The organism is Arthrobacter sp. UYCu723, assembly GCF_054059215.1.
The window spans coordinates 2487448-2510042 of the sequence record NZ_JBSSBW010000001.1 but is presented as its reverse complement, the minus strand read 5'-3'; the positions used below and the strand labels follow the sequence as shown (position 1 = coordinate 2510042).

18 protein-coding genes and 4 pseudogenes are annotated in these 22595 nt (G+C 60.8%); 9 read left to right on the top strand and 13 right to left on the bottom strand.

What is annotated here, in order from left to right; genetic code table 11:
• Nucleotides 1-213 precede the first annotated feature (213 nt).
• Nucleotides 214-1755 carry a polysaccharide biosynthesis tyrosine autokinase gene (locus ACVWZ8_RS11795; protein WP_456504745.1) on the top strand — a complete coding sequence of 514 codons (1542 nt, stop codon included), beginning with the start codon at nt 214-216 and terminating at the stop codon, nt 1753-1755.
• Nucleotides 1756-1794: 39 nt separating this feature from the next.
• Here the strand turns inward: ACVWZ8_RS11795 and ACVWZ8_RS11790 are convergent, their stop codons facing one another.
• Both ACVWZ8_RS11790 and ACVWZ8_RS11785 read right to left on the bottom strand, forming a co-directional pair.
• Nucleotides 1795-2010, bottom strand: a complete 216-nt coding sequence (locus ACVWZ8_RS11790; protein ID WP_456504744.1) for a hypothetical protein — start codon at nt 2008-2010, stop codon at nt 1795-1797.
• 782 nt (nt 2011-2792) lie between these two features.
• Nucleotides 2793-3266 (bottom strand): hypothetical protein, encoded by a 474-nt coding sequence (locus ACVWZ8_RS11785; protein ID WP_456504743.1) that lies wholly within the window; start codon nt 3264-3266, stop codon nt 2793-2795.
• Between the two features lie 59 nt (nt 3267-3325).
• Here ACVWZ8_RS11785 and ACVWZ8_RS11780 point away from each other — a divergent pair, with 59 nt between their 5' ends.
• On the top strand, nt 3326-3787 hold the full coding sequence (locus ACVWZ8_RS11780; protein WP_456504742.1) for a putative transposase: 462 nt from the start codon (nt 3326-3328) through the stop codon (nt 3785-3787).
• 232 nt (nt 3788-4019) lie between these two features.
• Here ACVWZ8_RS11780 and ACVWZ8_RS11775 read toward each other — a convergent pair whose 3' ends face one another.
• From ACVWZ8_RS11775 to ACVWZ8_RS11755, 5 genes are all read right to left on the bottom strand, one after another.
• Entirely contained in the window at nt 4020-5195 is a 1176-nt protein-coding gene (locus tag ACVWZ8_RS11775) for a glycosyltransferase (RefSeq protein WP_456504741.1), read from the bottom strand.
• Nucleotides 5196-5228: 33 nt separating this feature from the next.
• On the bottom strand, nt 5229-6734 hold the full coding sequence (gene murJ, locus ACVWZ8_RS11770; RefSeq protein ID WP_456504740.1) for a murein biosynthesis integral membrane protein MurJ: 1506 nt from the start codon (nt 6732-6734) through the stop codon (nt 5229-5231).
• A complete protein-coding gene (locus ACVWZ8_RS11765) occupies nt 6731-7966 on the bottom strand; it encodes a glycosyltransferase family 4 protein (RefSeq protein WP_456504739.1) in 1236 nt (411 codons plus the stop codon). Before ACVWZ8_RS11765 ends, murJ begins: the two co-directional genes overlap by 4 nt.
• A gap of 112 nt (nt 7967-8078) precedes the next feature.
• Nucleotides 8079-9215 carry a glycosyltransferase gene (locus ACVWZ8_RS11760; RefSeq protein WP_456504738.1) on the bottom strand — a complete coding sequence of 379 codons (1137 nt, stop codon included), beginning with the start codon at nt 9213-9215 and terminating at the stop codon, nt 8079-8081.
• Nucleotides 9216-9311: 96 nt separating this feature from the next.
• The gene (locus tag ACVWZ8_RS11755; RefSeq protein ID WP_456504737.1) at nt 9312-10478 is read right to left on the bottom strand and encodes a glycosyltransferase; all 1167 of its coding nucleotides are present in this window, start codon (nt 10476-10478) and stop codon (nt 9312-9314) included.
• 303 nt (nt 10479-10781) lie between these two features.
• On the opposite strand from ACVWZ8_RS11755, the gene ACVWZ8_RS11750 reads away from it, so the two are divergent.
• The 4 genes from ACVWZ8_RS11750 to ACVWZ8_RS11735 all read left to right on the top strand — a co-directional run bounded on the left by ACVWZ8_RS11750 (nt 10782) and on the right by ACVWZ8_RS11735 (nt 16284).
• Nucleotides 10782-12239, top strand: coding sequence for a sugar transferase (locus tag ACVWZ8_RS11750; protein WP_456504736.1), 1458 nt, complete (start codon nt 10782-10784; stop codon nt 12237-12239).
• Between the two features lie 65 nt (nt 12240-12304).
• Entirely contained in the window at nt 12305-13618 is a 1314-nt protein-coding gene (locus ACVWZ8_RS11745; protein WP_456504735.1) for a UDP-glucose dehydrogenase family protein, read from the top strand.
• 87 nt (nt 13619-13705) lie between these two features.
• The gene (locus tag ACVWZ8_RS11740; RefSeq protein WP_456504734.1) at nt 13706-15508 is read left to right on the top strand and encodes a DUF4012 domain-containing protein; all 1803 of its coding nucleotides are present in this window, start codon (nt 13706-13708) and stop codon (nt 15506-15508) included.
• Nucleotides 15509-15675: 167 nt separating this feature from the next.
• The gene (locus ACVWZ8_RS11735) at nt 15676-16284 is read left to right on the top strand and encodes an LPXTG cell wall anchor domain-containing protein (RefSeq protein WP_456504733.1); all 609 of its coding nucleotides are present in this window, start codon (nt 15676-15678) and stop codon (nt 16282-16284) included.
• A gap of 280 nt (nt 16285-16564) precedes the next feature.
• Here the strand turns inward: ACVWZ8_RS11735 and galU are convergent, their stop codons facing one another.
• The 6 genes and pseudogenes from galU to ACVWZ8_RS11705 form a co-directional block, all read right to left on the bottom strand.
• The gene (gene galU / locus ACVWZ8_RS11730) at nt 16565-17455 is read right to left on the bottom strand and encodes a UTP--glucose-1-phosphate uridylyltransferase GalU (protein ID WP_456504732.1); all 891 of its coding nucleotides are present in this window, start codon (nt 17453-17455) and stop codon (nt 16565-16567) included.
• A 57-nt stretch (nt 17456-17512) separates the two neighbouring features.
• Complete coding sequence (locus ACVWZ8_RS11725; RefSeq protein WP_456504731.1) at nt 17513-18295, bottom strand: enoyl-CoA hydratase/isomerase family protein; 783 nt, start codon at nt 18293-18295, stop codon at nt 17513-17515.
• A 42-nt stretch (nt 18296-18337) separates the two neighbouring features.
• Entirely contained in the window at nt 18338-19576 is a 1239-nt protein-coding gene (paaE, locus tag ACVWZ8_RS11720; RefSeq protein WP_456504730.1) for a 1,2-phenylacetyl-CoA epoxidase subunit PaaE, read from the bottom strand.
• 15 nt (nt 19577-19591) lie between these two features.
• Nucleotides 19592-20165: pseudogene (gene paaD / locus ACVWZ8_RS11715) on the bottom strand (1,2-phenylacetyl-CoA epoxidase subunit PaaD).
• Between the two features lie 2 nt (nt 20166-20167).
• A pseudogene (locus ACVWZ8_RS11710) lies at nt 20168-20305 on the bottom strand (Phenylacetic acid catabolic protein); the annotation flags it as partial.
• Nucleotides 20251-20469: pseudogene (locus ACVWZ8_RS11705) on the bottom strand (1,2-phenylacetyl-CoA epoxidase subunit PaaA); the annotation flags it as partial. The pseudogenes ACVWZ8_RS11705 and ACVWZ8_RS11710, both read right to left, overlap by 55 nt.
• Nucleotides 20470-20686: 217 nt before the next feature.
• Here ACVWZ8_RS11705 and ACVWZ8_RS11700 point away from each other — a divergent pair.
• The 3 genes and pseudogenes from ACVWZ8_RS11700 to ACVWZ8_RS11690 all read left to right on the top strand — a co-directional run.
• On the top strand, nt 20687-21280 hold the full coding sequence (locus tag ACVWZ8_RS11700) for an arsenate reductase/protein-tyrosine-phosphatase family protein (protein WP_456504729.1): 594 nt from the start codon (nt 20687-20689) through the stop codon (nt 21278-21280).
• 54 nt (nt 21281-21334) lie between these two features.
• On the top strand, nt 21335-22333 hold the full coding sequence (locus tag ACVWZ8_RS11695) for an LCP family protein (protein ID WP_456504728.1): 999 nt from the start codon (nt 21335-21337) through the stop codon (nt 22331-22333).
• Nucleotides 22234-22593: pseudogene (locus ACVWZ8_RS11690) on the top strand (oligopeptidase B); the annotation flags it as partial. The gene ACVWZ8_RS11695 and the pseudogene ACVWZ8_RS11690, both read left to right, overlap by 100 nt.
• Nucleotides 22594-22595: the final 2 nt, after the last annotated feature.

Below are 22595 nucleotides of genomic sequence, written 5' to 3'. Positions count from 1 at the left end.
AGGCGAGTATCGGCCCGCCGCACAGTAGGAAATATCGGCGTGCGTCCGGCTGGCTTCTGTGGCTAGAATCCACCACCATTTGGCGCCCCTCACGGTGGCGACGGATAAGGGTCAGCGCGAAGGTCAGTACAATAGCCGTGACCGCGCGAACATTTCCGTTCCGGAGGCCTGCCGGACTGCAGCTTCGAACGATCGACACAGGGGGACCTCGTCTTGGATCTGCACGACTATCTACGCATACTGCGTCGCAACTGGGTGATGGTTATGGCGATAGCCTTGGCGGGACTGCTCGCAGGAGGCGCTGCCTCTATCTTGGTAAAGCCGACGTACACGGCCGACACGCAACTGTTTGTCGCTATACAGAGTTCAGGCTCGGTTCAGGAACTCCAACAAGGCAACACGTTTAGCCAGGCTCGAGTGCAGTCGTACGTCAAGACAGTGAGAACCCCCGCCGTTCTGCAGCCGGCGATTGATAGCTTGGGACTCAACATGACCGCAGGCGAACTATCAAAAAAAGTCGCTGCAAGCAACGAGCTCAACACGGTTTTGATCAACATTTCAGTACTAGACAACTCTCCCGCGCAAGCCGCGGCGACAGCACAGGCAGTGGCCAACAGCCTTATCAAGGCTATAGACACACTTGAAAGGCCGCGGGCAGGTGGGACCTCCCCCGTCAATCTGTCTATAGTCACGCCTGCTGAGGCTCCAACAACACCGTCTGCGCCCAACACCCGGCTCAATCTACTTCTGGGCCTCATCGTCGGGCTAGCGTTAGGCGTCGGAAGCGCCATTATGAGGACCACTTTGGATTTTCGAATTCGCGGCGAAGCAGATCTCCGCCAAGTCTCCGACGCTCCGGTTCTGGGGGGAATCAGCTTCGACAGCAATGCCACAAAGCGCCCATTGCTAACTCAGTCGGCCCATCAAAGCCCCCGCGCGGAGTCCTTCAGGCAGCTCAGAACAAATCTGCAGTTCGCGAACGTTGCCGGAAGAGCAAAAACCGTGTTGATAACTTCGTCACTGCCCGGAGAGGGCAAAAGCACTACTGCAACTAACCTAGCCATTGCCATGGCGCAGTCCGGTCAGACGATATGCCTCATAGATGCGGACCTGCGCCGCCCCATGGTTAACGAATATCTTGGGCTGGAACGCAATGCTGGCCTAACCACCGCTTTGGTAGGCGCAGTTGATGTAGACGAACTTCTGCAACCGTGGGGAGAGGGAAGTCTTTTCGTCCTGACTTCGGGCCAGATTCCCCCTAATCCGAGCGAGCTCTTGGGCTCCGAAGAGATGAAGAACCTGATTGTGAGGCTCGAGAGCGTCTTCGACGCTGTAATCATCGACGCGCCGCCGTTGTTGCCCGTCACAGATGCCGCAGTTCTGGCTCAGCACGTTGGGGGCGTCGTCATTGTCGTCGGGGCCCAGAAAACAAAGCGCCAAGATCTTCAGAAGTCACTACGTGCACTGGAGATGGTTAATGCAAACCTGCTCGGCGTTGTCTTGAACAGATTGCCGTTGAAGGGGCCCGACGCATACGCATACTCCTACTACAGCAGTCAGAAGGAACCTGAGAACCGAGCGGGCCAGCAAGCCAGCCCCGGCGAAGGATCTACCAACGGCAATATCGGCGGCGAGAGTTTTTCTTCAGCTTCTCGCCCCCCGATGGTATTTCCTCGCGACACCGTGGAGAGCCCAAGGCGCAGTGCTCTGAACCGCTCAGGTGAGCGCAGTGCTCTGACCCGCTCAGGTGGTTAGCCGTAGCAAGACTTTGACGAACTCAGGTCGCATGTGACGTCAAGACACCAGCGGCAGGTGGTTCGCCGAAGAGAGTTTTTTCGGCTGGGCCAGAATTCCGTCGGGCCGGGCCTTCCCTGCGGCAGCGTCCTCGACCGGAGCGGTACCCAATAGGGCGCGCAACTGCTCTTTCTTATTCCTTGAGGTCTTTGTTTTCCAGTTGTCATCGAGGTTGAAGACCCGCGCGACGTCCGGGCCGCGGGCTGAGTGTTTCACTTCCTCTCTGCAGCGGCCTCCGGATGGCCGGAGTAGTCTGTAGCACGTCCACGCCACCCCTGACGAAGGTTGTTGCCTGACCTCCGTGAGCAAGATCTTCCCGAGCAGAACCGGGTGGAAGGCGTCCACGGATACGGCCATGCGAGGCAGCCAGATCCGACGCACTTTGCGAAAGGCTACCAACGTCGAGCGGGCGTTAGAACGCCACACGGCGATTCCCTTGCGGTCGCGGCCCTCGTCCACACCGAGGACCCGCTGGCGTTCAGACCACGATGACCCGCGGCCAGGCTCGCCGAGGAAGCCACAAGGTTGCGCCGGATCCCCTACAGACCCGCCCACGGGGTCGTATTCGGCCTGGCCCGCACCGTTCCAGAGAACACGCCGATGGTCGTCCGAACCTTCGTCCTGGGCGCCGCGGTGTTGGTCGTGGTAAGGGGATTCATCGGGGGGCCTCTCCCGGGGGTTTGACGACGTTGTCTAGGCGTACGCCCGCGCGCAGCGGAGGGAATCGGCCGAAGTCATCAGGGCCTCTTCACGGAGGAAGCCCGCAGGCCGGGTACGGTCCAAGCTCGCCTCCCGCCGCAAGGCCGAAAGGCCGCAGGCTGACGTTGGCGTTCAGGATCGAGGCAAGGTTCGGGTGCGCGAAGAGGCAGGGCTGCGTCGCATGGCCGCCGGCAGACAGTTTTACTGGCCGCTAGCGGGCATTTTTCTGGCCGCTTACGGGCAGTATTTCACGGCCCCCAACAGGGTTGGCCCACATGGTTTAAGTCAAGTCAGTAGTGTTACTCCTCACGCCCCTCGCACTCAGGCTTGACCGTGCGCTGGCCAAGGGCGTAAAGGAAGACTGTATTACTCGATGCCGGATGGCTCGCACATGACCAAACTTCAGTGAGGATGGTTCTTTCAAGAGTCCACAGCGACTGCCGGCTCGGTGAGAATGGAGGATGCTGCCGGCCCTGTGTCAGCGCCCCGGGCTGGTAACTGATCCGGTCGGCAGGATCTGCCGGTGCACACACGGGCCGGACCCGGGCCACGTTCTCCCTGAACCACGCCGGGGAACCGGACCAGCCCACCCGTTCGGCGATCACCGTCGCCGGGATCACGGAATTGTCCTTCAACAACGCCCGGATCTTCGGCTCCATCGCCCGGATCGCGGAGTCCCCGGCCGCACGGCCATACCTTGGCGGACTCCCGGACGCCGCCGCCTTCGCGACGGTATTCCTGGAGACACCCAGCCGCGCCGCCATCGACCTCATCGACTCACCCTCGGCCAGATTCAACCGCTGTAAGCGGCAACTTAAAACGCCATGGGTCCGTGCTCATCACGAACGAGGCCTACAACCTGCTCACCGCACCACTGCGTCAGGCGGAACAGGACCTGGACAACGCGCAGGCCGCCCACCGGGCCGTGCCGGCCCGGCTTCGGCTCGGGGACATCGCCCCCGCACAGAAGATCCTGGACACCGAAACCAAGCTGCTCACCCACGCGGTGAAGATCGCCGCGTTCAACACCGTCACCGCCCTCGCCCGCGACGTCCGGATGAACACCGGCTACGCCCGTGCGTCCGACGAGGCCCACGCCCTCATCCGGCAGATGCTTATCCGGCCCGGCGATATCCGGCCCGCCGGCGGCCACCTCGAGATCACCCTGGACCCGCTGCCCACCGCCCGCGCCACGAAGGCCGCCGCCGAACTCTGCGACCATCTCACCGCCACCGAAACCGTCTATCCCGGCACCAGCCTGGTGCTGCAGTTCGGCATCAAAAACCGCCACTGACATCACACCGAATATGTGACCATGTCAGGAGCCCTGGTGCAGGGCCAATCAATAGTTACAAACCGGAAGTCATAAGCTGGGCGAGCCCGCTGGAGCGCGAAGCTCAACTGGCCGCCACACGGACGGATTGACGACCAATGCAATGACCGCTGATGCGCCCCACTCACTGGCCCACTGCGCAGCCGTTCCTAATAAGAGAGTTGTTAGGAACGGTATCGGTCGAAAAAGCATTCTAGCCCAGTGCCCGGCGATAAACCTCTTCAACCTTTTCGGCCTGGCGCCGTGCATCGAAATCGCGGACTACCCGTGCCCGCGCATTCCTACCGAGACTACTGGCTAAAGCAGTATCAGTCAGTAGAGTTATCAACGCTTCCGACAATGTCTTCGAGTCGCGTTCGGCGACGAGAATGCCCGTCTCACCGTCCGCAATGGCGTCAACTATTCCCCCGTGCTCGGTGGCTACCACAGGCCTACCCGTGGCTCCTGCTTCTAGGAGGACCTGTCCGAGACCTTCTTGATCACCCGACTTGGCCGTAACACTGGGCAGACATAACAGCCGAGCCGCCGCCAGCTCCTGCAGCACCACGGGATGGGACTGCGCTCCTAAGAAGAAAACGCTGCTCTCTAAACGGAGTCGAGCGACCAGGGCACGCAGAGAATTCTCCAGAGGACCTGCTCCGACGATTCTCAGTTTCGCCTCCGGAATCTGTTTGACCACCCCGCCGAAAGCCCTGATCAAGTACTCGGTTCCCTTCTTCTCGACGAGTCGGGCCACATGAAGGACCACTGGGGCCTCCGGAACGTCGCTGAACTGAATAAGTGAAGTATCCACGCCCGTCCCGATCACGCTGGTGTTCTGCGGGCGCGCACCCATCTGAATCGCCAAATTACGAATGTGTTCTGAAACGCAAATGAAGTGACTTTGGGATGCGAGCAGTTTTCTTCTAAAAGCAGAATAATAAATCCATGCTGGCTTCTTGGACTGCACCAACGCCCGCCGGGAGGTGGTCACATCATAACCGTGCAATGTCGTCACGTGAGGTATACCAAGCTGTTTGGCAGCGCGAATGGAATACATACCTTCTACGCCAAAGTGTGCGTGAAGAATATCAACATTGCGGTCGCTAAGCGTCTCGACTAGCGGTCGACTATCGAGTAACGTCGTGTGTCGGATCACGGCACGGCGGCCGAGATCTGAGATACTCACGGTTTCGAGACCGGTCACTGGATTTTGTATCGCATCACGCGATGTAACCAAAACCCGGGACGAAGGCATCGACAGTGCTTGCAAGGGAATGAACTGCTCCGAGGGCTTGAATACAGTATGCCGAAAAACTGCAACGAGAAGCCCTTTAGACCCACCTTCACAGTCTGGCCGGGAATCCATTTTGTAAGTGCTGCCGATCATAATGTAGATGCCCTGTTCTAGTCGTCGGTTGGTTCATTGCTTGGCGCGCTGACGACGCACGCGACGCCCCAAACCCTTTGCGTGGGGCTTCAAATGGTCACCTATAGGATGTCGGAGGCGTTTCACGGATGCGATATTTATTACCCAGACAACTGCTACAGTAACAACACGCCATAGAGGCGGCATATCAACGACCATGACGTAGCAAGAAGCAAGAATTGCTGGCGCCGCAGCACCAATCTGGGCAGCAACCCTCCTCACAAGACCTAGACTTGCGGCACAACCAATGGTTAGCAGCAATCCATATACTGATGGACCCAGGCCAATTGCAATAGGTCCAAGAGTATTTAGTCCCACCCACTGGACGGCGATCTGACCCGCGATAGCCGCCAACGTGCAGAAAAGCACACAACGGTTACGGCCAGATGCCGTTAAAGCCCGAGACAACGAGTAGCCTAGGACTTGGAACATTAGCCCTGAGGCCAGTCCGGTCAGAACACTCGTTGTTAGCATCGAGGCTTGCGGCCCAAATTCGCCCCGTTGATACAACAGGTTGACTATCGATCCAGCGCCGGCCACCAATAGTGCGGATACCGGCAACAACAGAACGACCACGGCGTCACTCATTCTTCCCACCTGATGCCGGTATTCGTCATCTGCGAGGACAGACAGTTTCGTCAGGCCTAAAATTCCCAGTGGAACCGCGACAACGGACATTACGGATTCAGAGACCGTCCGGGCATAATCAACGGCCGCAATGAGCCCGGGGTCGCCGAACGAGGCAAACACCCGCTCGAGGACTATGGAGAGCTGGAGCGCGATTGGTAGAAAAAAGAGTGGGGCAATGCCTCTGGCACCACTGACAACAAACCTCCATCCCTGGGCCAAGTCCGAAAATGTAGGTACGCCCAGGAAGCCGCCGCGGATGAGCAGCAATAGACAAATCCCGGTATTTAGCACCCACGCAACTAGTAAACCGACAGCCAGCCACGGAACCCAGCCCGTAACGACTGCTGCCACAGTTCCGAGAAGCAGACCGATGCTTTGGACCATCTGTCGCGTGGACGTAGGAACATAATTGCCGTGCGCTGCAAGCGCGTAAGCGAGGGCAGCCGAAAGTCCGTACAAAGGTATGACCCAACACAACAGCCCTAGCAGTACCTCTGCCTGATCAGAGACTTCAGGAGACGCTCCAGGAACCACTATGGCCACCATTGCGTCGCGGAGGCAGTAGACAGCCCCGGCCACGAAAAGCAGAACGAGTGTAATCCAAACCGAGTAACCCCAAAGCATGGCTTTCGCCCTGCTTGGGTTTAGCTGGGCCTCTCGCGCGTAGTTCGGGGCAAAGGCCGCTGACAAGAGATCACCAGAGACAAGGTTGGCAGGCACGATAGAAGCCGTTTGAGCGACTCGAAATCCAGAGGCAATAGATCCTGTCCCAAAGGCCCCTGCAAAAACAACTTCGCGAACCAAGGCAACAACCTTGCCAACAAGGCTTCCAGCCGCCAGAATGGCGAAGCCGCGGACGAATCCGCTCACGGACGCTTCACAAGTGCGCGAGCAGTTCTCGCCACGACTCCCGCAATGGATCGCTTCGAGGACGAGCGCGAAGACGTATGCTGGATGGCAAGATCGCTGTACATAACTCCGACATGACTCCAATCACATCGCGCGACTGTAGCCTTGATCCGCTCGACGTCCGCCGGCCCCTTGACCAGCGTCGAAGTCCGCAAGATGGCTGCCGCTATCTCGGCAGGTTCACCTGTGGTGACGGAACCGGTGACATTCGGAACTATGAAGTCCGAGGCCGGGCATTGGGCAGTGAGGACAATAGGAACTCCGGCCGCCAAGGACTCCAAAGCGACCAGGGGCATAGTTTCGGAGTGGCTCGGAAGACAAAAGACATCGGCGGCAGCCAGAAACGGACGGACATCGGCGTGCTCTCCAACGAAAAGAACCCTCTGCGATAAGCCCAATCCTTTGACTTTGGAGTCGTACATCCGATGATCCTGCGACGCGCCTCCCACCACAATTAAACCGTAGTCCTGTGGGAGCAGGGTCAGCGAAACCAAGAGCTCATCCAGCCCCTTTCGTTTCCATTCGTGTCCGATGAACAAAATGACTCGTGACACGTCCTTCCCGGCCCACTCCTTTACTACTTGAGGCACCTGCAGCTTCAGAGCACCGGAAAACCCTAAAATGTCCACTCCATTAGGTATAACCGAAACCCGATCGCCTCCGCCAGCGAGATGTTCGACATCTTCCCTCCCCCCCTCGGAAACGGATACCAGGGTCTTTCCAAGTATCTTTCTACTCAACGCTAATTCCTTCGAAATGCGCATAAGGCGCACAGGGTTTAGCAAGGCGCGATATCTTTGAATTCGGGTCAGGGGGCGTGCCAACAGGTCAGCAGAAAACACATTGTGCATCACCAGGATCTGCCCAACCAGAGACTCGCAATTATGGTTAAAAACCGTGAACCCCCTAAGTCGAAGAGGCAGCGCCAGGGCACTCGAAAGGATCGTGAAGGTAAATATCTGGGCAGCATGTCGTAACATCCACCCTACGCGGGATTTCGGGACCCACGTCAGAAGCCGGTTGCCCAGGGGCGTTAAGAGGATCGTGACGTTCGCACCCAAGTCGATTTCGGCAGTATCGGTTATCACAACAACTCGCGCACCTCGAAGGGCTTGGTGGCGCGCAACCTGCTTGACAACTTCGCCACCGCCGGACGCCCGAATGTCTCGCGCAATATGACAGACGTTTAACACAGTTTTTAGTCCAACCTCTTAGGAGTCGATCCGCCATCGACCTGCCGTTTTTACCTCGGCGACACGCTTACCTCGCGCACATGCCGCGCTGGAATGCGATCCATCACGAATTTCAGAGAGAGTTCGCTACTAAGGAGCGCGCATCCTTTCCCCGGCCAGACCAAGAATGTTTCTCGGCCACATTAATTCTTCTGCTGACGTGGAGATCGATCGGTGCGGAGACTTCAAGTTCGACGCGCCGCACAAATTCTGTCGAATTAGTCTCTACGAAAACATCTGCGGCTACATGTTTCACTCCAGGAATCGGAGTTGAAATCACGGCGAGACCAGCTGCCAGATATTCGTACGTCTTTAGCGGGCTGACGCCTTGCGTGTAACTGGTCATCAGATAGGGGATCAATCCCACTTTGCATCGCATCATGAGTTTTGATAGCTCGGGAAGCCCGAGAACGCCGTGATATTTCGCGCCGCGGCGAATCAAGTCCTCAAGGCGGCCCCGGCTTGCACCTCCTCCTTCGGCAACCGGGCCGGCCAGATGCAACTCAACCCCGGCGTCGAGTATGGCACCAAGTAAATTGAAGTCAACTTTTTTTTCACTTAGATTTCCAGCAAATAGGGCACCCTGTCTGTCAAGGGAATACCCGGGCTCAAATTGCCGTATGACCTCAGTATCAGCGACGTTGGGCCAAAATATTACGTTCCCGAAACCTAGAGATTCCAGATGCTCGACGACTACTTGGCTGCTTCCCACAGCGGTAATACCCGTTTCGGCAAGACGGCGCTCTTCCCGATCAATCAACTTGCTGTCGATGCCGGGAAATGCGCCATAAAGATCAACACAGTGATAGAAACTTGCCGCGGCAGCGGCTTCAAAGCCATACGTTACGGGGGAATAGGTCCAAAAGACGGGTCTCGGGCTGGCCGCCCAACTTTGGAACCGTCTGTTCAATATCGCGCGGTTGAGGGTATTCCACGGGCTGACGTGCAGCGGGATGACTTTCGGGGAAATAATGGAAACATTTACGGGAAGAGGTCGCGACTCGGTCACTGCGCCGCTTGATCCTATTAGCCGTTTTGCCATTCTTCGCAGATCACGCGAGTTAATTTCCGGCTTCCTGAGGCCCAACGACTCGACAAAGGTCGTTTTATATTCTTTGGCTAATTCTCTCACCATGTAGTGCTGATTGGTTGCAATGGGCTGATTCCAGTCGGCGGTTCCTAAAACCAAAATTTCTTCTTGATTCTGCATCGTTAGCGCTGTTCCTCTACATGTTCCAGCGTGCTGGCATTGCAGCCGAGATTGACCAGCACGGCGATTTTGCGTGCGTCGAAAATTTTAAGTGGCCTATCCACTCTTGGCGCCCTGCTGGCTGCGAATCGATTCTTCCACCCATTGCAATATTTCAGATTGGAACCGTTGCAGGGAGAACTTCACGGCATGAGAGCTGATGTTGGCCCGGTCAAGCTCCATAGCCTTCATCAGGGCGAAGGCCAAGGACGCATCGTCGTCAGGCTTGAAGTAGGCCCCAGTCACTCCATCGACGACTGTCTCGCTTGCCCCACCGATTCCGTTGGACACCACAGGCGTTCCTAGGGCGATTGCCTCGACCGGCATTATTCCGAAGTCTTCAATCGGTGGGAAAACGAAGACAGTTGCCCGCTGGTAAATGGCCCGCAGGAGGCTGTTTGAAGGTCTCAAGACGATATGTACTGGTACGGATGCCTCCATGGCTAGCTGTCGGAGCTTGGCCTCTTCCGGTCCCGAGCCAGCGATCACGACAGGCAAGTTGGAAAGTTCGCCGCCCCTTATGGCAAGGTCCAGTCGCTTATATGGAATGAATCTGGACGCACCCAACACGAACCTGTGCGGCAGAGCGTCGAGGATCGCCCGGTCGTTTTCGTCGAGTACCAACGCCCAATCAGGAGTGGCGATGATTTCTTCAACATCGACTGGAGGATAAATGACCCTCGCGTCTCGCCCCCAGGCACTCTTTATGCGACTCCTTACGAACTCGCTGTTTGCCGCGATGCCAGTCGCCTCTGCGGCCCGTTTCCTGTCTAAGGGTTTCAAGAAGACGGATGCGGCACGAGCCAGAACACTGTCTCCCCGCCCGTCCAATGCAGGTTCCCATATGTAGCGGGCTGGCGTGTGCACGTAAAGAAGCTTGGGGGTGCCCTGAGCCACCGCTACATGATGAGCAAAAAGATGCGAACTGACTATAACTACTTCAGCGAGATGCTTTCGGGCCTTCGTCCATCGCCATACGATGGGCATGAATGGTAGCGATAATACTTTTCTGCCATGAAACGGCCGGGCAGCAAGAATGGTTTCCAGTACTCGCCCCTGGCCTGGGATCACCACCTGCCGGTCCCGCCAGAGACACACAAGGTCTGACCCTGGAAATGCGTGGCGAATCGCATTGGCTACGTTTTCGGAACCGCCGATCGTTGCGAACCACTCATGGACGACGAGCGCACGACGCTGGCCGTCGAGATTTATCGCATTAGACATGCCGCTTCCCCCTTCGGTACCCGGCGGAGGAGAGGCGTTGCCTTCCTTACGCGCTAAGAAGTATCACACAAGTGTGTCGGGGTCGCGTCCTGTCGCTATGCCGGGGCGTAACACAGGGGCGTCTTGGGACAAGGATCCGCACAGCGGCTGAACGAAAACGGCAGATGCAACCGTCTGTGTGCCTACGACAAGCGACCGTCTCGCTCTGAGGCCAAGGTCTGGTGAGATCCATCTCACTTCTGCGAGACACGAGAGCAGTCGCAATGGCAGTAACATACTCTCGTTGACGGGGTTGTTCTGTGCATGGGGGTAGATTTGGAAAAGACGCACGAGCAGGACCCATGGAAGCGCAGGTATGCCAGACGACTCAGACTCGTCGACGCCTTCGTAGTGGCGTGGGCCGTTGCCGGGGCCTTCGCTGTTCGTTTCGGGTTGTCTGACATCGGAACAGGCAACGATCGCGATGTCGATTATGCGCTGCTGTCGGCTACGTTGATAGTCACTTGGTGGCTAATGCTTGGCATTTGGGGCTCCCGCGAGCCAAGAGTATTGGGCTCGGGATCCGAAGAATACAAACGAGTCATCGCTAGTTCCGCGTGGTTGTTCGGTTTTGTAGCCATAGTGTCCTACGCCTTGAGAATAGATACAGCCCGAGGGTTCGTGGGTTTGGCCTTCCCTGCGGGGGCGCTCGGCTTGCTGGCCGCGCGATGGCTCGTGCGCCAACATTTGAGCTTGGAGCGCAAGAACGGCAGGAGCAACTCACGTGTGCTCATTATCGGCGGCCCGCATTCCGCAGCTCATCTTGCTAGCTCTCTCAAGAGTGCCCCGGATGCAGGTTATATGCCCGTAGCGGCCCACCTACCTGGTGCAGTGGCCGGTACGCCTCTGTCCGGAATTTCAGTCCCGGTGACCGGCGTGGAGACAGACTTCGACGCCATTCTGGCCGTAATCGAGGCCACAAATGTAGATGCCGTTGCTGTCTCGGCCGGCGTCAACATGCATCCTCAGGACCTTCGAAGGCTGGGGTGGGAATTGGCCGCACGCGACATCGGCATGATCCTGGCCCCTGCTCTCACCGATATCGCTGGGCCTAGAATTCATACCCAGCCGGTGGCCGGATTGCCCCTGATACACGTCTCAACACCCAAGCTCACAGGCGGGAAGAAAGTCGCCAAGCGGGCCTTCGACATTGCCGTTGCCAGCTCGCTGCTGGTATGCCTCTCGCCAATCTTTGGGGCTTTGGCTCTCCTTGTTCGGTTCACCGACCCGGGTCCGGTGTTCTATCCTCAGGAGCGGATTGGCCTTCGGGGGACAACGTTTCGCATGCTCAAGTTCCGCTCCATGCGGGTCAACGCTGACGCCGAGCTTAGCGCCCTCTTGGCTGCCCAAGGTTCTAGTGATACGCCGCTGTTCAAAGTAGAAAATGACCCTCGAATAACGCCGCTTGGCCGGATACTACGCAAGTATTCGCTGGATGAACTGCCCCAACTTCTCAACGTCCTGGGCGGAAGCATGAGCTTAGTCGGGCCGCGACCGCAGCGAGAAGGTGAGGTGGCCCTCTATGACGATGCCGCCCATCGCCGGCTCTACGTAAGCCCGGGAATGAGCGGACTGTGGCAGGTCAGCGGTCGCTCCAACCTCACCTGGGAGGAAAGTATCCGGCTCGATCTTTACTATGTGGAAAACTGGTCGCTCATGGCTGATGTAGTAATCCTCTTTAAGACATTCAAAGCAGTATTTGCAAGCACCGGCGCGGTCTGATCAGGGTCCGGCCAAAGTTCTCCGGCCTAGTGCCGGCAATCCTGATTTTGGGGAAGGCTACATAAATGCGTATTTCAGTAATTGGCTGCGGATACCTCGGGGCCGTACATGCAGCTTGCATGGCAAAACTCGGACACGACGTCATAGGAATTGACGTCGACGAAAGGAAGATCGCCGCGCTGTCAGCTTCTACGGCTCCTTTTTACGAGCCCGGGCTGGACGAGCTGCTTGAAGAAGTACAGTCGACGGGCCGCTTGGCCTTCACTACGGACATGTCCGCTGCCGCCGGGAGTAGCGTGCACTTTATTTGCGTCGGCACGCCTCAAAAAAAGGGTGAAAACGGCGCCGACCTGACCTACGTCGACGCCGCGGCCGGTGCCCTTCTAAAGTATCTGGCTCCCGGGGACATTGTGGTTGGAAAGTCAACGGTCCCCGTGGGGACTGCCTCGCGGCTTTCCGATCTAGTGCGGGGAACTGAACCAGGGGCTCATCTTGTTTGGAACCCGGAATTTCTGCGCGAGGGTCATGCAGTGGCGGACACGCTCAGTCCTGACCGGTTTGTCTATGGAATAACAGATGGTTCCGAAGATCACCCGGCCGTGGCAGTCCTTGACGAGGTCTACGCTGGCCCACTGGGTGCTGGGACTCCTCGCCTAGTTACCGACCATCCGACAGCGGAACTCGTGAAAACCGCAGCCAATTCCTTCTTGGCCACCAAGATCTCTTTCATCAACGCTATGGCAGAGCTCTGCGAGGCCGCCGGCGCAGATGTCACTAGGCTTGCTGACGCGATTGGGATGGATGACCGTATTGGCCGGAAATTCCTGAACGCCGGAATCGGGTTCGGGGGAGGCTGTCTCCCCAAGGACATTCGCGCGTTCATGGCCCGAGCCGGGGAGCTCGGCGCGGATCAGGCATTGACTTTCCTCCGCGAAGTGGATGCGATCAACATGCGCCGCCGGACGCGGGTTGTGGAACTGACCCGCGAGCTGTGCGGCGGAATGCTGCTCGGAAAGCGGATCACCGTCCTTGGCGCCGCGTTCAAGCCGGAGAGCGACGACGTCCGCGACTCCCCTGCACTGAGCATCGCCGCCCAACTACAGCTCCAGGGAGCCGTGGTGACGGTCACTGATCCAAAGGCGCTGGCCAACGCAGCAGGACGATTCCCGGAACTGCACTACGAACTGGATTCCGAGAAGGCGGTTGAGGGCGCAGATACCCTCCTGCTGCTAACTGAGTGGCAGCAATACCGGGAACTCGACCCGTACGAAATGGCCCGGTTGGTCTCATCCCCCCGCATTCTGGACGGCCGCAACGTCCTGGACCCTGCCAAATGGCGCGCAGCCGGGTGGAACTACCGAGGACTGGGGCGTCCGTAGGCGATGAGTGACGCTCTCGGAGCTTCCGATGCCGGCACCAGCCCCAAGGGAAGGCCTAGGCGCCCCAAGTCGATGCCAGGGCGCAGCGTGAGGCGCCGCCGTTACATCATTGCTTCCGCGTCGCTGGCCGTCACGGTGGTACTGGCAGTAGCAGCAGCATGGCTTGGCACTCGGGCGACCATCATCAAGGAGGAGCTTGAAGCTACCGCGCAGCTAATACCGGCGCTCAAGGACAACATCGTTGGCGCCAAGCCACAAGAGGCCTCGACTACATCGGAGACCATTAGGTCGCACACGGCTGCGGCACGCGATGCGGCCGGAGATCCGCTATGGACGCTGGCCGCTTCCATCCCGTGGATCGGCGGTAATTTCAGTGCCATCACAGAAGTTGCCCGATCAGGCGACGATGTGGCCACCTTGGGCGTGGCTCCCCTGGTCAAAGTTTTCGGTTCCCTCAACTGGGAAAGTCTTCTCCCCACCAGCACGGGTTCGAACTTGGAACCGCTCCAGGAGGCCGCCCCCAGTGTTTCATCGGCAGCTCACGCCGTGCGGCTCTCCGCTGAGCGGCTGGACAGAATCGATGCGAGCGGGCTGTGGCCCCAGGTGGCAGAACCCTTGACGCGAGCCCGCGAGCAGCTGGAGACCGTAACCGGCGCGCTCGATGCGGCCGCAAACGCCGCCCAGATCGCTCCTGGAATGTTGGGAGAAGGCAGCCAGCGAAACTATTTACTCATGATCCAGAACAACGCCGAGGCCCGCGCCTCCGGCGGCATACCGGGGGCGCTCGCGATCTTGACCCTCGATGCAGGCAAACTGACGCTGGGCAAACAGAGTAGCGCTGGCGATGTCGGCGTCATGTCCCCGACCCTGTCCGTGGACCCGGAACAGGAGCACATCTACTCGGGTCGCATGGGTAAGTTCATGCAGGACGTCAATCTGACGCCCGACTTCCCTACTGCAGCCACTACGGCGCAAGCTATGTGGGAGAGAAAGTCCGGGCAGCACGTGGACGGCGTGATCTCCTTGGACCCCGTAGCGCTGAGCTACATTCTGGACGCGACAGGACCGGTGAAGATAACCGACCCCGAGCTGATTGCTGTCGCGGACACCGGGCTGTCGACTGAGCTGAGCGGCAAAAACGTGGTGCGGACTCTGCTCTCCGACGTCTATGCGAAAATCGCCCGACCCGAAATCCAGGACGCTTATTTCGCCGGCGTCGCGAAAGAAATTTTCGGGGCCCTCTCTAGCGGAACTGGCGACGCTAAGGGTTTGATAAAAGGCATCACACGCGGCGCCTCAGAGGGCCGAGTTCTGATCTGGTCCGGCACGAGTGATGAGCAGGCAGTCATCGCCAAGTATCCCCTGAGTGGATCAATCGTCGGCCCAAGCGTCGCGCCGGCACAGTTCGGGGTTTACTTCAATGACGGCACTGGCGCAAAGATGGACTATCACGTGAAGCGGACTGTGCAGCTCATGAAGGAGTGCACAGGTAACGACTATGGGCGAGTCAGGGTGCGCATCACCAGCACCAACACGGCCCCTGCAGACGCGGCAACGTCACTGCCCGCGTACGTCACCGGTGGCGGCATTTATGGTGTGCCGGAGGGGACAGTTCAGACCAACGTGATCGCCTACGGTCCGGTCCAAGCCAACGTGGAAACAGCTACGGTGGACGGTACGAAGACAGACTTCGCGGCCCACCACCATGCCAACAGACCATTGGGGTCAGTAACCGTGACCCTGGCACCGGGGCAAAGTAGCAGCGTGGAGTTCACGTTCGGAAAAATTGTGCAGCACACTGAACCCGAATTGTTTGTGACTCCGACCGTCCAGGCTGTCAAAGACGTCATCCTGACGCCCGAAACCGCGGCCTGCGGACAGGAAAAGTAGACAACAGGTTAACTGTTTGTAAAGCGACTTGATTCGCTTTGGTAACAGGCACCGCGGGATGCTACCGTCTCTTTGGGCAACAAATGAGATTTCAACCTACGGTCACTCGGGGGATCGGAAATCTCCACATCGCGTGACGATACGTACATAAGGTCTCAGGGGGACACATGAAAAAAACATTTGCAGCCATAGCGCTTGCGGGCTCGATGGCACTGGTCGGCGCAGTTCCGTCAGTAGCAGCGGACGACTACCGGGCACCGCCCGCCAACTCTGCCGTTTCTGATGGCACGGTGGGCCCGGGCGAGCAGTTCGTCTTCCGCGGCAAGGGCTTCAAGGCAGGAGAGGGCCTCTCCATTAAGGTCACGCCTGGTGCAAGGCCTGCATCGACCGGCGCAAGCGTTGCCGGCCGTGGCATGAGCGTAACAGGGCAGATCACGTTGGCCCTGGAACCGCAGACGTTCTCGACCAACGCAGATAGCAGTGGCGCCTTTTCCTTCCCGGTTAGCATTAGCGAGGCCGGGGTCTACACCCTCACCGCGACCGGTTTGGAGTCTGGCATCACCGTCAGCTCGAGTATCACGGTCGAGGGCGCCACTGTGGTGCCCGCTGCAGCGGTACCCGCTGCCGGCGTCGCCAACAGCGGCACCGGGCTCGCCAACACCGGCGCAGACGCCAACCTGATGCTCTGGTCCCTCGTTGGTGCCGGTGCCCTGGCAGCCGGTGCCACCTCGGTAGTTGTGGTTCGCCGCCGCGCCAAGGCTGAGGCCGCAGCGTAAGTAACCCAAGCAACACAAAGAGGGCGGGTTGCCCTCCGGATATCCGGAGGGCAACCCGCCCTCTTCTTTTGTTTGAGCAGTGTGGCGTTCGCGCGACGGATCCATGTGGTATTTATTAGAACCATGGGGAGACATTGGCGGAAAGCACCGCGGCAGGTTGAGTACTACATTCCGTTGCCTCCGCCGCAGGCGCTCCCCTATCTGCTTCTGGCGGCCTTGGCGATAGCCGCCCTGGGCGTAGCGGCGATGGCACTCCTCAGGACGTCCTGAGGCTCACCAGTCAGTTGACGAAGGCCTTCAGCCAGGTCTTCAGCTCTTCCCCGAACTCCACCCGCTCCGAGGCGAGGGTAATGACTGCCTTCAGGTAGCTCAGCTTGTCCCCGGTATCGTACCGGCGGCCCTTGAAGACCACCCCGTAGACGCCGGATCCTTCTCCGTCTGCGGCCGCGAGGGTCTGGAGCGCGTCGGTCAGCTGGATCTCGCCGCCGCGGCCGGGTGCTGTTTTCTCCAGGACGTCGAACACGGCCGGGTGCAGCACGTAGCGGCCAATAACGGCCAGGTTCGAGGGGGCGTCGGCGACGGCGGGCTTTTCCACCAGGCGGTTCACCTGGAAATAATCCTCGCCGGCAACCGCAGAGATGTCCGCGCACCCGTACGCGCTGATCTGGGACGGATCCACCTCGATCAAAGCAACCACGGAGCCGCCGGTCTTGGCCTGCACCTCGATCATGGTGCTCAGCAGCTCGTCGCGCTCGTCAATTAGGTCATCACCCAGCAGGACGGCGAAGGGCTCGTCCCCCACGTGCTGGCGGGCGCACAGGACCGCGTGGCCCAGGCCCTTGGGATCGCCCTGGCGGAGGTAATGGAGGGGCGCGAGGTTGGACGCGTGCTGGACAATCTCAAGGCGCTCCAGGTCGCCCTTGAGTTCCAGCGTGCGCTCCAGGCTGGGCTCCCGGTCAAAGTGGTCTTCCAGGGCGCGTTTATTGCGCCCGGTGATCATCAGCAGGTCCGTCAGACCTGCTTTGATTGCTTCCTCCACCACATACTGGATGGCCGGCTGATCGACCACCGGCAGCATTTCCTTCGGCATTGCCTTCGTGGCGGGCAGGAAGCGTGTTCCCAGTCCGGCGGCAGGAATGACGGCTTTTGTTACGGTTTTCCCCAATGTCATGCCTGAACCTTACAAATTAGAGGGCGGAAGTGGCAATCCCGGCACGCAATTGTCGGGTTAGTGACCATTAAATAACGGTGGCCGCTTCTCCTGGAAGGCACGGAAACCCTCGGCGTAGTCTGCGCTCTTGCACAGCCGCGCCTGCTCCGCGTTTTCCTCCGCCATCGCATCCCACAGCCCGAGGCGCTGGTCCCGGAGGTGTGCCACGAGTTCCTTGCTGGCAGTGAACGCCCCGGTGGCACCGGTGGCCACGCCCGCCACAATGGCGCGGGTATTCTCCAGCAGTCGCTCCGCGGGCATGGCCCGGCTGAACAGCCCCCGCGCCACGGCCTCGGCGCCGCTGATAAGTTCCGCCGTATAGATAAGGTCCAGGGTCCGGTGCATGCCCAGGCGTTCGGTGAAGTACCAGTGGCCGCCGGAATCCAGCGTGGCCCCGAGTTTGGCGAACGGGGATCCAAACTTGGCGTTCTCCGCTACGTAGACGACGTCGGTGGCCAGCAGCAGCCCGAGCCCCACGCCCAGGCAGGCGCCCTGGGCGGCTGCGAAAGTTGGTGCCGGGAAGGAACTCATCTTCTTCAGCAGCGGCTGCACGAGCCCGCCGAGGTAGGCCTCCGCGTCGTCGCTCTCCGGCGTTACTCCGGCGATGTCCCGCCCGGCGCAAAAGGCCCGCCCTGTTCCGCGGAGCAGCAGCGCCCTGGCCTCGCCGCGAGCGGCGGCGTCAGCGGCGTCGTCGTACGCCCGCCCAAGATCAGCCAGCGCCTGCTCGTCCAGCGAGTTCAGTTTGTGCGGTGCGTCCAGCACGATCTCGGCGATGCCGCCGGCGATGGAGAGGGAAATCATGGGGCTCCTCGTTGCAGTGGGGCGGGGGTTCTCGGAGACTGGCTAAACGTCGAAGTCGACGGTGACTTCCGGCGTCGTCGGGTGGGACTGGCAGGTGAGGACGTAGCCCGTGTCCAGCTCATCCTGCTCCAGCGCGTAGTTCTCGTCCATCGTGACGGCACCGGTGACCACCTTGGCCCGGCACGTACCGCAGACACCGCCCGCGCAGGCGAAAGGGACATCCGGCCGGACCCGGAGGGCGGCGTTGAGGATGGATTCACGGGCGTGGGTGGGGCTGGCAACCTCGCCCTGCAGCCCGTCCAGCTTGAAGATGATCTTGAACGTTTCCTTGGACTCGTCAGCGATCACCGGCCGGCCAATGTTCCCCTCCGGGCGGTCCGGCTTACCGGAGGTGAACAGTTCGAAGCGGACATGTTCGGGCTTGACGCCGCGGGCGGCGAGGGTGTCGCGGCACAGCTGGACGAGTTCGAACGGCCCGCAGAGGAACCATTCGTCGACGTCGTCCGCGTGGATTGCCGTGCCCAGCAGCGCCTGCAGCTTCTCGGCGTCGATCCGGCCGCTGAGCAGCGGCGCAATCCGCTGCTCGCGGGAGAGCACATGGTGCAGGGCGAGGCGCGACGGGTACTTGTCCTTGAGGTCCGCGAGGTCTTCGAGGAACATGACGTCCATCGCGGCCTTGTTGGCATAGACCAGATCGAAGCGCGTTTCCGGGTGCGCGGCAAGCAGCGTGCGGGCGATGCCGATCACCGGGGTGATGCCGGATCCGGCGGCGATGGCCACGAAGGAGCCCGGCTCCCCCGCCAGCTGGCCCGCCATATCCTGCGGATGGTTCATCGAGTTCATCACGTTCTGCTCGACCGACCTGCCGTCGCGGCCGTGCTTGGAGACGAACGCGCCCATCGGGCTCATGACGTCCAGGACGTCGCCGGCCTTGAGCTCGGCATTGGCCCAGGTGGAGAACAGGCCGCCCAGGTCCTTCTTGATGGCGACGCGGATCTCACTGCTGCCGTCGGCGAAGCTGCGCGGCTCGGCACAGATGGAGTAACTGCGGCGGACCTCGTGCGGCTCGCCGTTTGCGTCCGCCAGGGTGGTGCGCAGGGCCACGTACTGTCCCGGGAGGTAATCGAACCGCCCGCCCAGCCCGGCGGGAACCGCGAAGGTCACCTCGATGGCGTCGTCGGTGAGCCGGCGGACCCCGCTCACCGTCAGGGCATGGAAGGACGGACGACGGCGGCCGGTGGCCTGCGCCGATTCGGCGGCAGTCTGGCGGACAACGGGCATGGGAGCACCTGTTCCTTACAAAACTTTGAAGTAGTCGAACGGTTCCTTGCAGTCCTGGCACGCGTACAGCGCCTTGCAGGAGGTGGAACCGAAGCGGGTGAGTTCCCGGGTGTTCAACGACGAGCACTGCGGGCATTTCACGGCCAGGCTGAGGCGGACCGTTCCCCGCGCGGGGTGTCCCGGCCCGCCGGACGGCATTGGAGCGGCCCGACGGCGGGGCGATGCCGTACTCCTCCAGCTTGGCCTTGCCGGCCTCGGTCATCCAGTCCGTGGTCCACGCCGGGGAGAGGACCAGGTCCACGTCCACGCTCGGGTAGCCCTCGGCCGCGAATGCCGTCTTAAGGTCATCGCGGATTGCGTCCATCGCCGGGCAGCCGGAGTAGGTGGGCGTGATGGTGACCCGGACGGCCGGTGCCGTCCCGGCGTCGTCCGCTGCTGCTGTCCCTGCCGTGGCGGTCAGCAGTTCGACGTTGCGGAGGATCCCGAGGTCCGCGACCGTCAGGACGGGGATCTCCGGATCGCAGACCGTGGCGGCGACGTCCCAGGCCTTCTGCTCGGGCGTCTTCACGCTGGTGTTCACGTCAGCCATGGTTACCAGCTGGCCCCGGGGTACTCGCGGGCGAGCACCTGCATTTCGGCGAGGAGGTAGCCGAGGTGTTCGGAGTGGTGGCCGCTATGATCTCCGAGTGCGCGTGCTGTGAAACCTGGCGCACCAGGGTCTTCCGGTATGCCGGGGGCATCCAGTCCCGGGGCTCGATCCGGGAGTCATCCGCCATGACCTTGTCGAAGTAGGCCTGGCCCTCGGCATCACGCCGGGCCGCATCTTCGAGGCTCTGTTCGTGCCGTGCCGGCGTTGGCTCTGCGGGCACTGACTGCAGGGTCTGCGATGCCATGGTTGCTTCTATGCATTTCCGATAAATAATTACCGACCGTTCGTTCAGGATATGCGGAAGGTGTGAGATGCGTCAAGCACCGCGCCGCGTGGAGCGCACCGAAATCCACCGGCCTGATCCGCCAATGGCGGTTCACCCCGGCCGGTTGGCCCCTGCGTGTTAAGTTGAACGATTAGGGATCACCCCGATCTGCCCGCCACCCGGAAAGAGCCTCACCGTGGAATCGCCTACACCCATCCGGATCCTCACCGTCTGTACGGGCAACATCTGCCGCTCCCCCGTGGCTGAACGCCTGCTCCAGGCCGGACTGGACCAGGTGCTGCCGGGAGCCTTCCAGGTCCGGAGCGCCGGCACCCGGGCCATGGTGGGCGATCCCATCCAGCCCCTGTCCGCGGATATCGTCCATCTCTACGGTGGCACCGCCGAGGGATTTGCCGCCCGCCAGCTGACCCCAAAGATCCTGCGCGAGGCGGACGTTGTCCTGACCATGACGTCGAAGCACCGCGGTGAAGTGATGCAAATGGATGCGTCGCTGCTGAGGCGGACCTTCACCATCCGGCAGTTCGCCCGCATGTTGGAAGTCCTCGAAAAACGGGACGACAGCCCCGCACCGGCCGCCGACATGGCTGCAATGTGGCGGGAGCTGCCCGCCCGGGCGGCCTCCGTCCGGCACCTGGCAATGGCCGAGGACGCGTCCGACAACGACGTGGTGGATCCCTACGGCCGCGGCCCGGAAAGGTATCAGCAGATGGAGGATGAGCTCGCGCCGGCTATCCTCACCATCCTGCGCTTCGCCCGCCGCCGCAGCTGAGGCTGGGGCCCTTGTACCTATGTGCCGCACGGGCCGGCGGTGATAGCGTCCCCCATGGGAGAACCGCCGGATCCGGCTGAAGAAGCTGCGCAGCCAACGCCAGCGCCCGGGGACAAGCGCCGCCGTCGGACCCTGCTGACAGCGTTGGTGGCCGGCCTGCTGGTCCTGGCAATTGCAGCCGCAGCGTACGTCCTGAGCCGCCCACGGGCCGAGCCCGCAGCTCCCGCGGAGGCCTCCGCCCCCGCGCCAGCCACTACGTCGGCAGAGACGCCCGCTGCCACGCCGACCCCGACGCCGGAACCACCCGCCGTCGCCCTCAACATCCTGCTGGTGGGCAGCGACAGCCGCGTGAACGCGCGGGCCGAGGCAGCCGCCGGCCATGTCTCCGACCAGCGCGGGGACGCCCTCGTCTTCGTCCACCTCCCGGCGGACCGCCAGAGCGTGTACGGCATCTCCATCATGCGCGACCTGTGGGTGGACATCCCCGGACACGGCACGGCGAAGGTCAACGCCGGGCTCGAACTCGGCGGCCTGCCCCTCATGACGCAGACCGTTGAGGCAGTGCTCAACCAGCACATCGACCACACGGTCATGCTGGACTTCCAGGGGTTTGCCGCGATGACCGATGCCCTCGGCGGCGTCGACGTCGATGTGAAGCAGCCGTTCACCACCACGGTGGATGAAATAGAGCACTTTCCGGCGGGGGTGAACAGGCTCAACGGGGCGCGGGCGCTGGCGTTTGTCCGGGAGCGCCAGGCCTTCCCCGACGGCGACTACCAGAGGGTCCGCAACCAGCAGACTTTCCTGAAGGCTGTGCTGGCCAAAATGGCGAACGAAGGCGGCCTGGCCGACCGCGACACCGTCCGGAAGCTGGTCGCGACCGTACTTCCGCACATCACGGTGGACGCCGGGTTCACGCCGGAGACACTGGAACGCCTCGTCTTCAGCCTCCGGACGGGGACCTCTACGCCTACGCCGTGGACAACGCAGGCGACGAGCGCTTCACCCTGCGCATCAAGAACCTCCGCAGCGCGGAACTTCTCCCGGACGTGATCGAGAACGTCTTCTACGGCATTTCCTTCTCCCCCGACGGCACCCGGACCTTCTACACAGTGGTGGACGATTCCTGGCGGCCCTACCAGGTGAAGTCCCACGTGCTGGGCACGCCCGTCAGCGAGGACGAGGTCATCTACCAGGAGGACGACGTCGCCATGTGGCTGGGCTTCGAGCTCTCCGCCGACAGGCGCCACCTCGTGCTGAGCATCGTGATTTCCCGCGACGAGCACACCCTGTACGAGGCCGAGCCGTTCCTTTT

What these genes read in the sequence shown, in the direction of transcription:
- ACVWZ8_RS11735 (WP_456504733.1), top strand. Translation starts at nt 15,676, where the DNA reads ATGAAAAAAACATTTGCAGCCATAGCGCTTGCGGGCTCGATGGCACTG.
- ACVWZ8_RS11725 (WP_456504731.1), bottom strand. Translation starts at nt 18,295, where the DNA reads ATGATTTCCCTCTCCATCGCCGGCGGCATCGCCGAGATCGTGCTGGAC.
- ACVWZ8_RS11750 (WP_456504736.1), top strand. Translation starts at nt 10,782, where the DNA reads ATGGGGGTAGATTTGGAAAAGACGCACGAGCAGGACCCATGGAAGCGC.
- ACVWZ8_RS11785 (WP_456504743.1), bottom strand. Translation starts at nt 3,266, where the DNA reads ATGAGGTCGATGGCGGCGCGGCTGGGTGTCTCCAGGAATACCGTCGCG.
- ACVWZ8_RS11760 (WP_456504738.1), bottom strand. Translation starts at nt 9,215, where the DNA reads ATGCAGAATCAAGAAGAAATTTTGGTTTTAGGAACCGCCGACTGGAAT.
- paaE (WP_456504730.1), bottom strand. Translation starts at nt 19,576, where the DNA reads ATGCCCGTTGTCCGCCAGACTGCCGCCGAATCGGCGCAGGCCACCGGC.
- ACVWZ8_RS11755 (WP_456504737.1), bottom strand. Translation starts at nt 10,478, where the DNA reads ATGTCTAATGCGATAAATCTCGACGGCCAGCGTCGTGCGCTCGTCGTC.
- ACVWZ8_RS11745 (WP_456504735.1), top strand. Translation starts at nt 12,305, where the DNA reads ATGCGTATTTCAGTAATTGGCTGCGGATACCTCGGGGCCGTACATGCA.
- ACVWZ8_RS11775 (WP_456504741.1), bottom strand. Translation starts at nt 5,195, where the DNA reads ATGATCGGCAGCACTTACAAAATGGATTCCCGGCCAGACTGTGAAGGT.
- galU (WP_456504732.1), bottom strand. Translation starts at nt 17,455, where the DNA reads ATGACATTGGGGAAAACCGTAACAAAAGCCGTCATTCCTGCCGCCGGA.
- ACVWZ8_RS11695 (WP_456504728.1), top strand. Translation starts at nt 21,335, where the DNA reads ATGGGAGAACCGCCGGATCCGGCTGAAGAAGCTGCGCAGCCAACGCCA.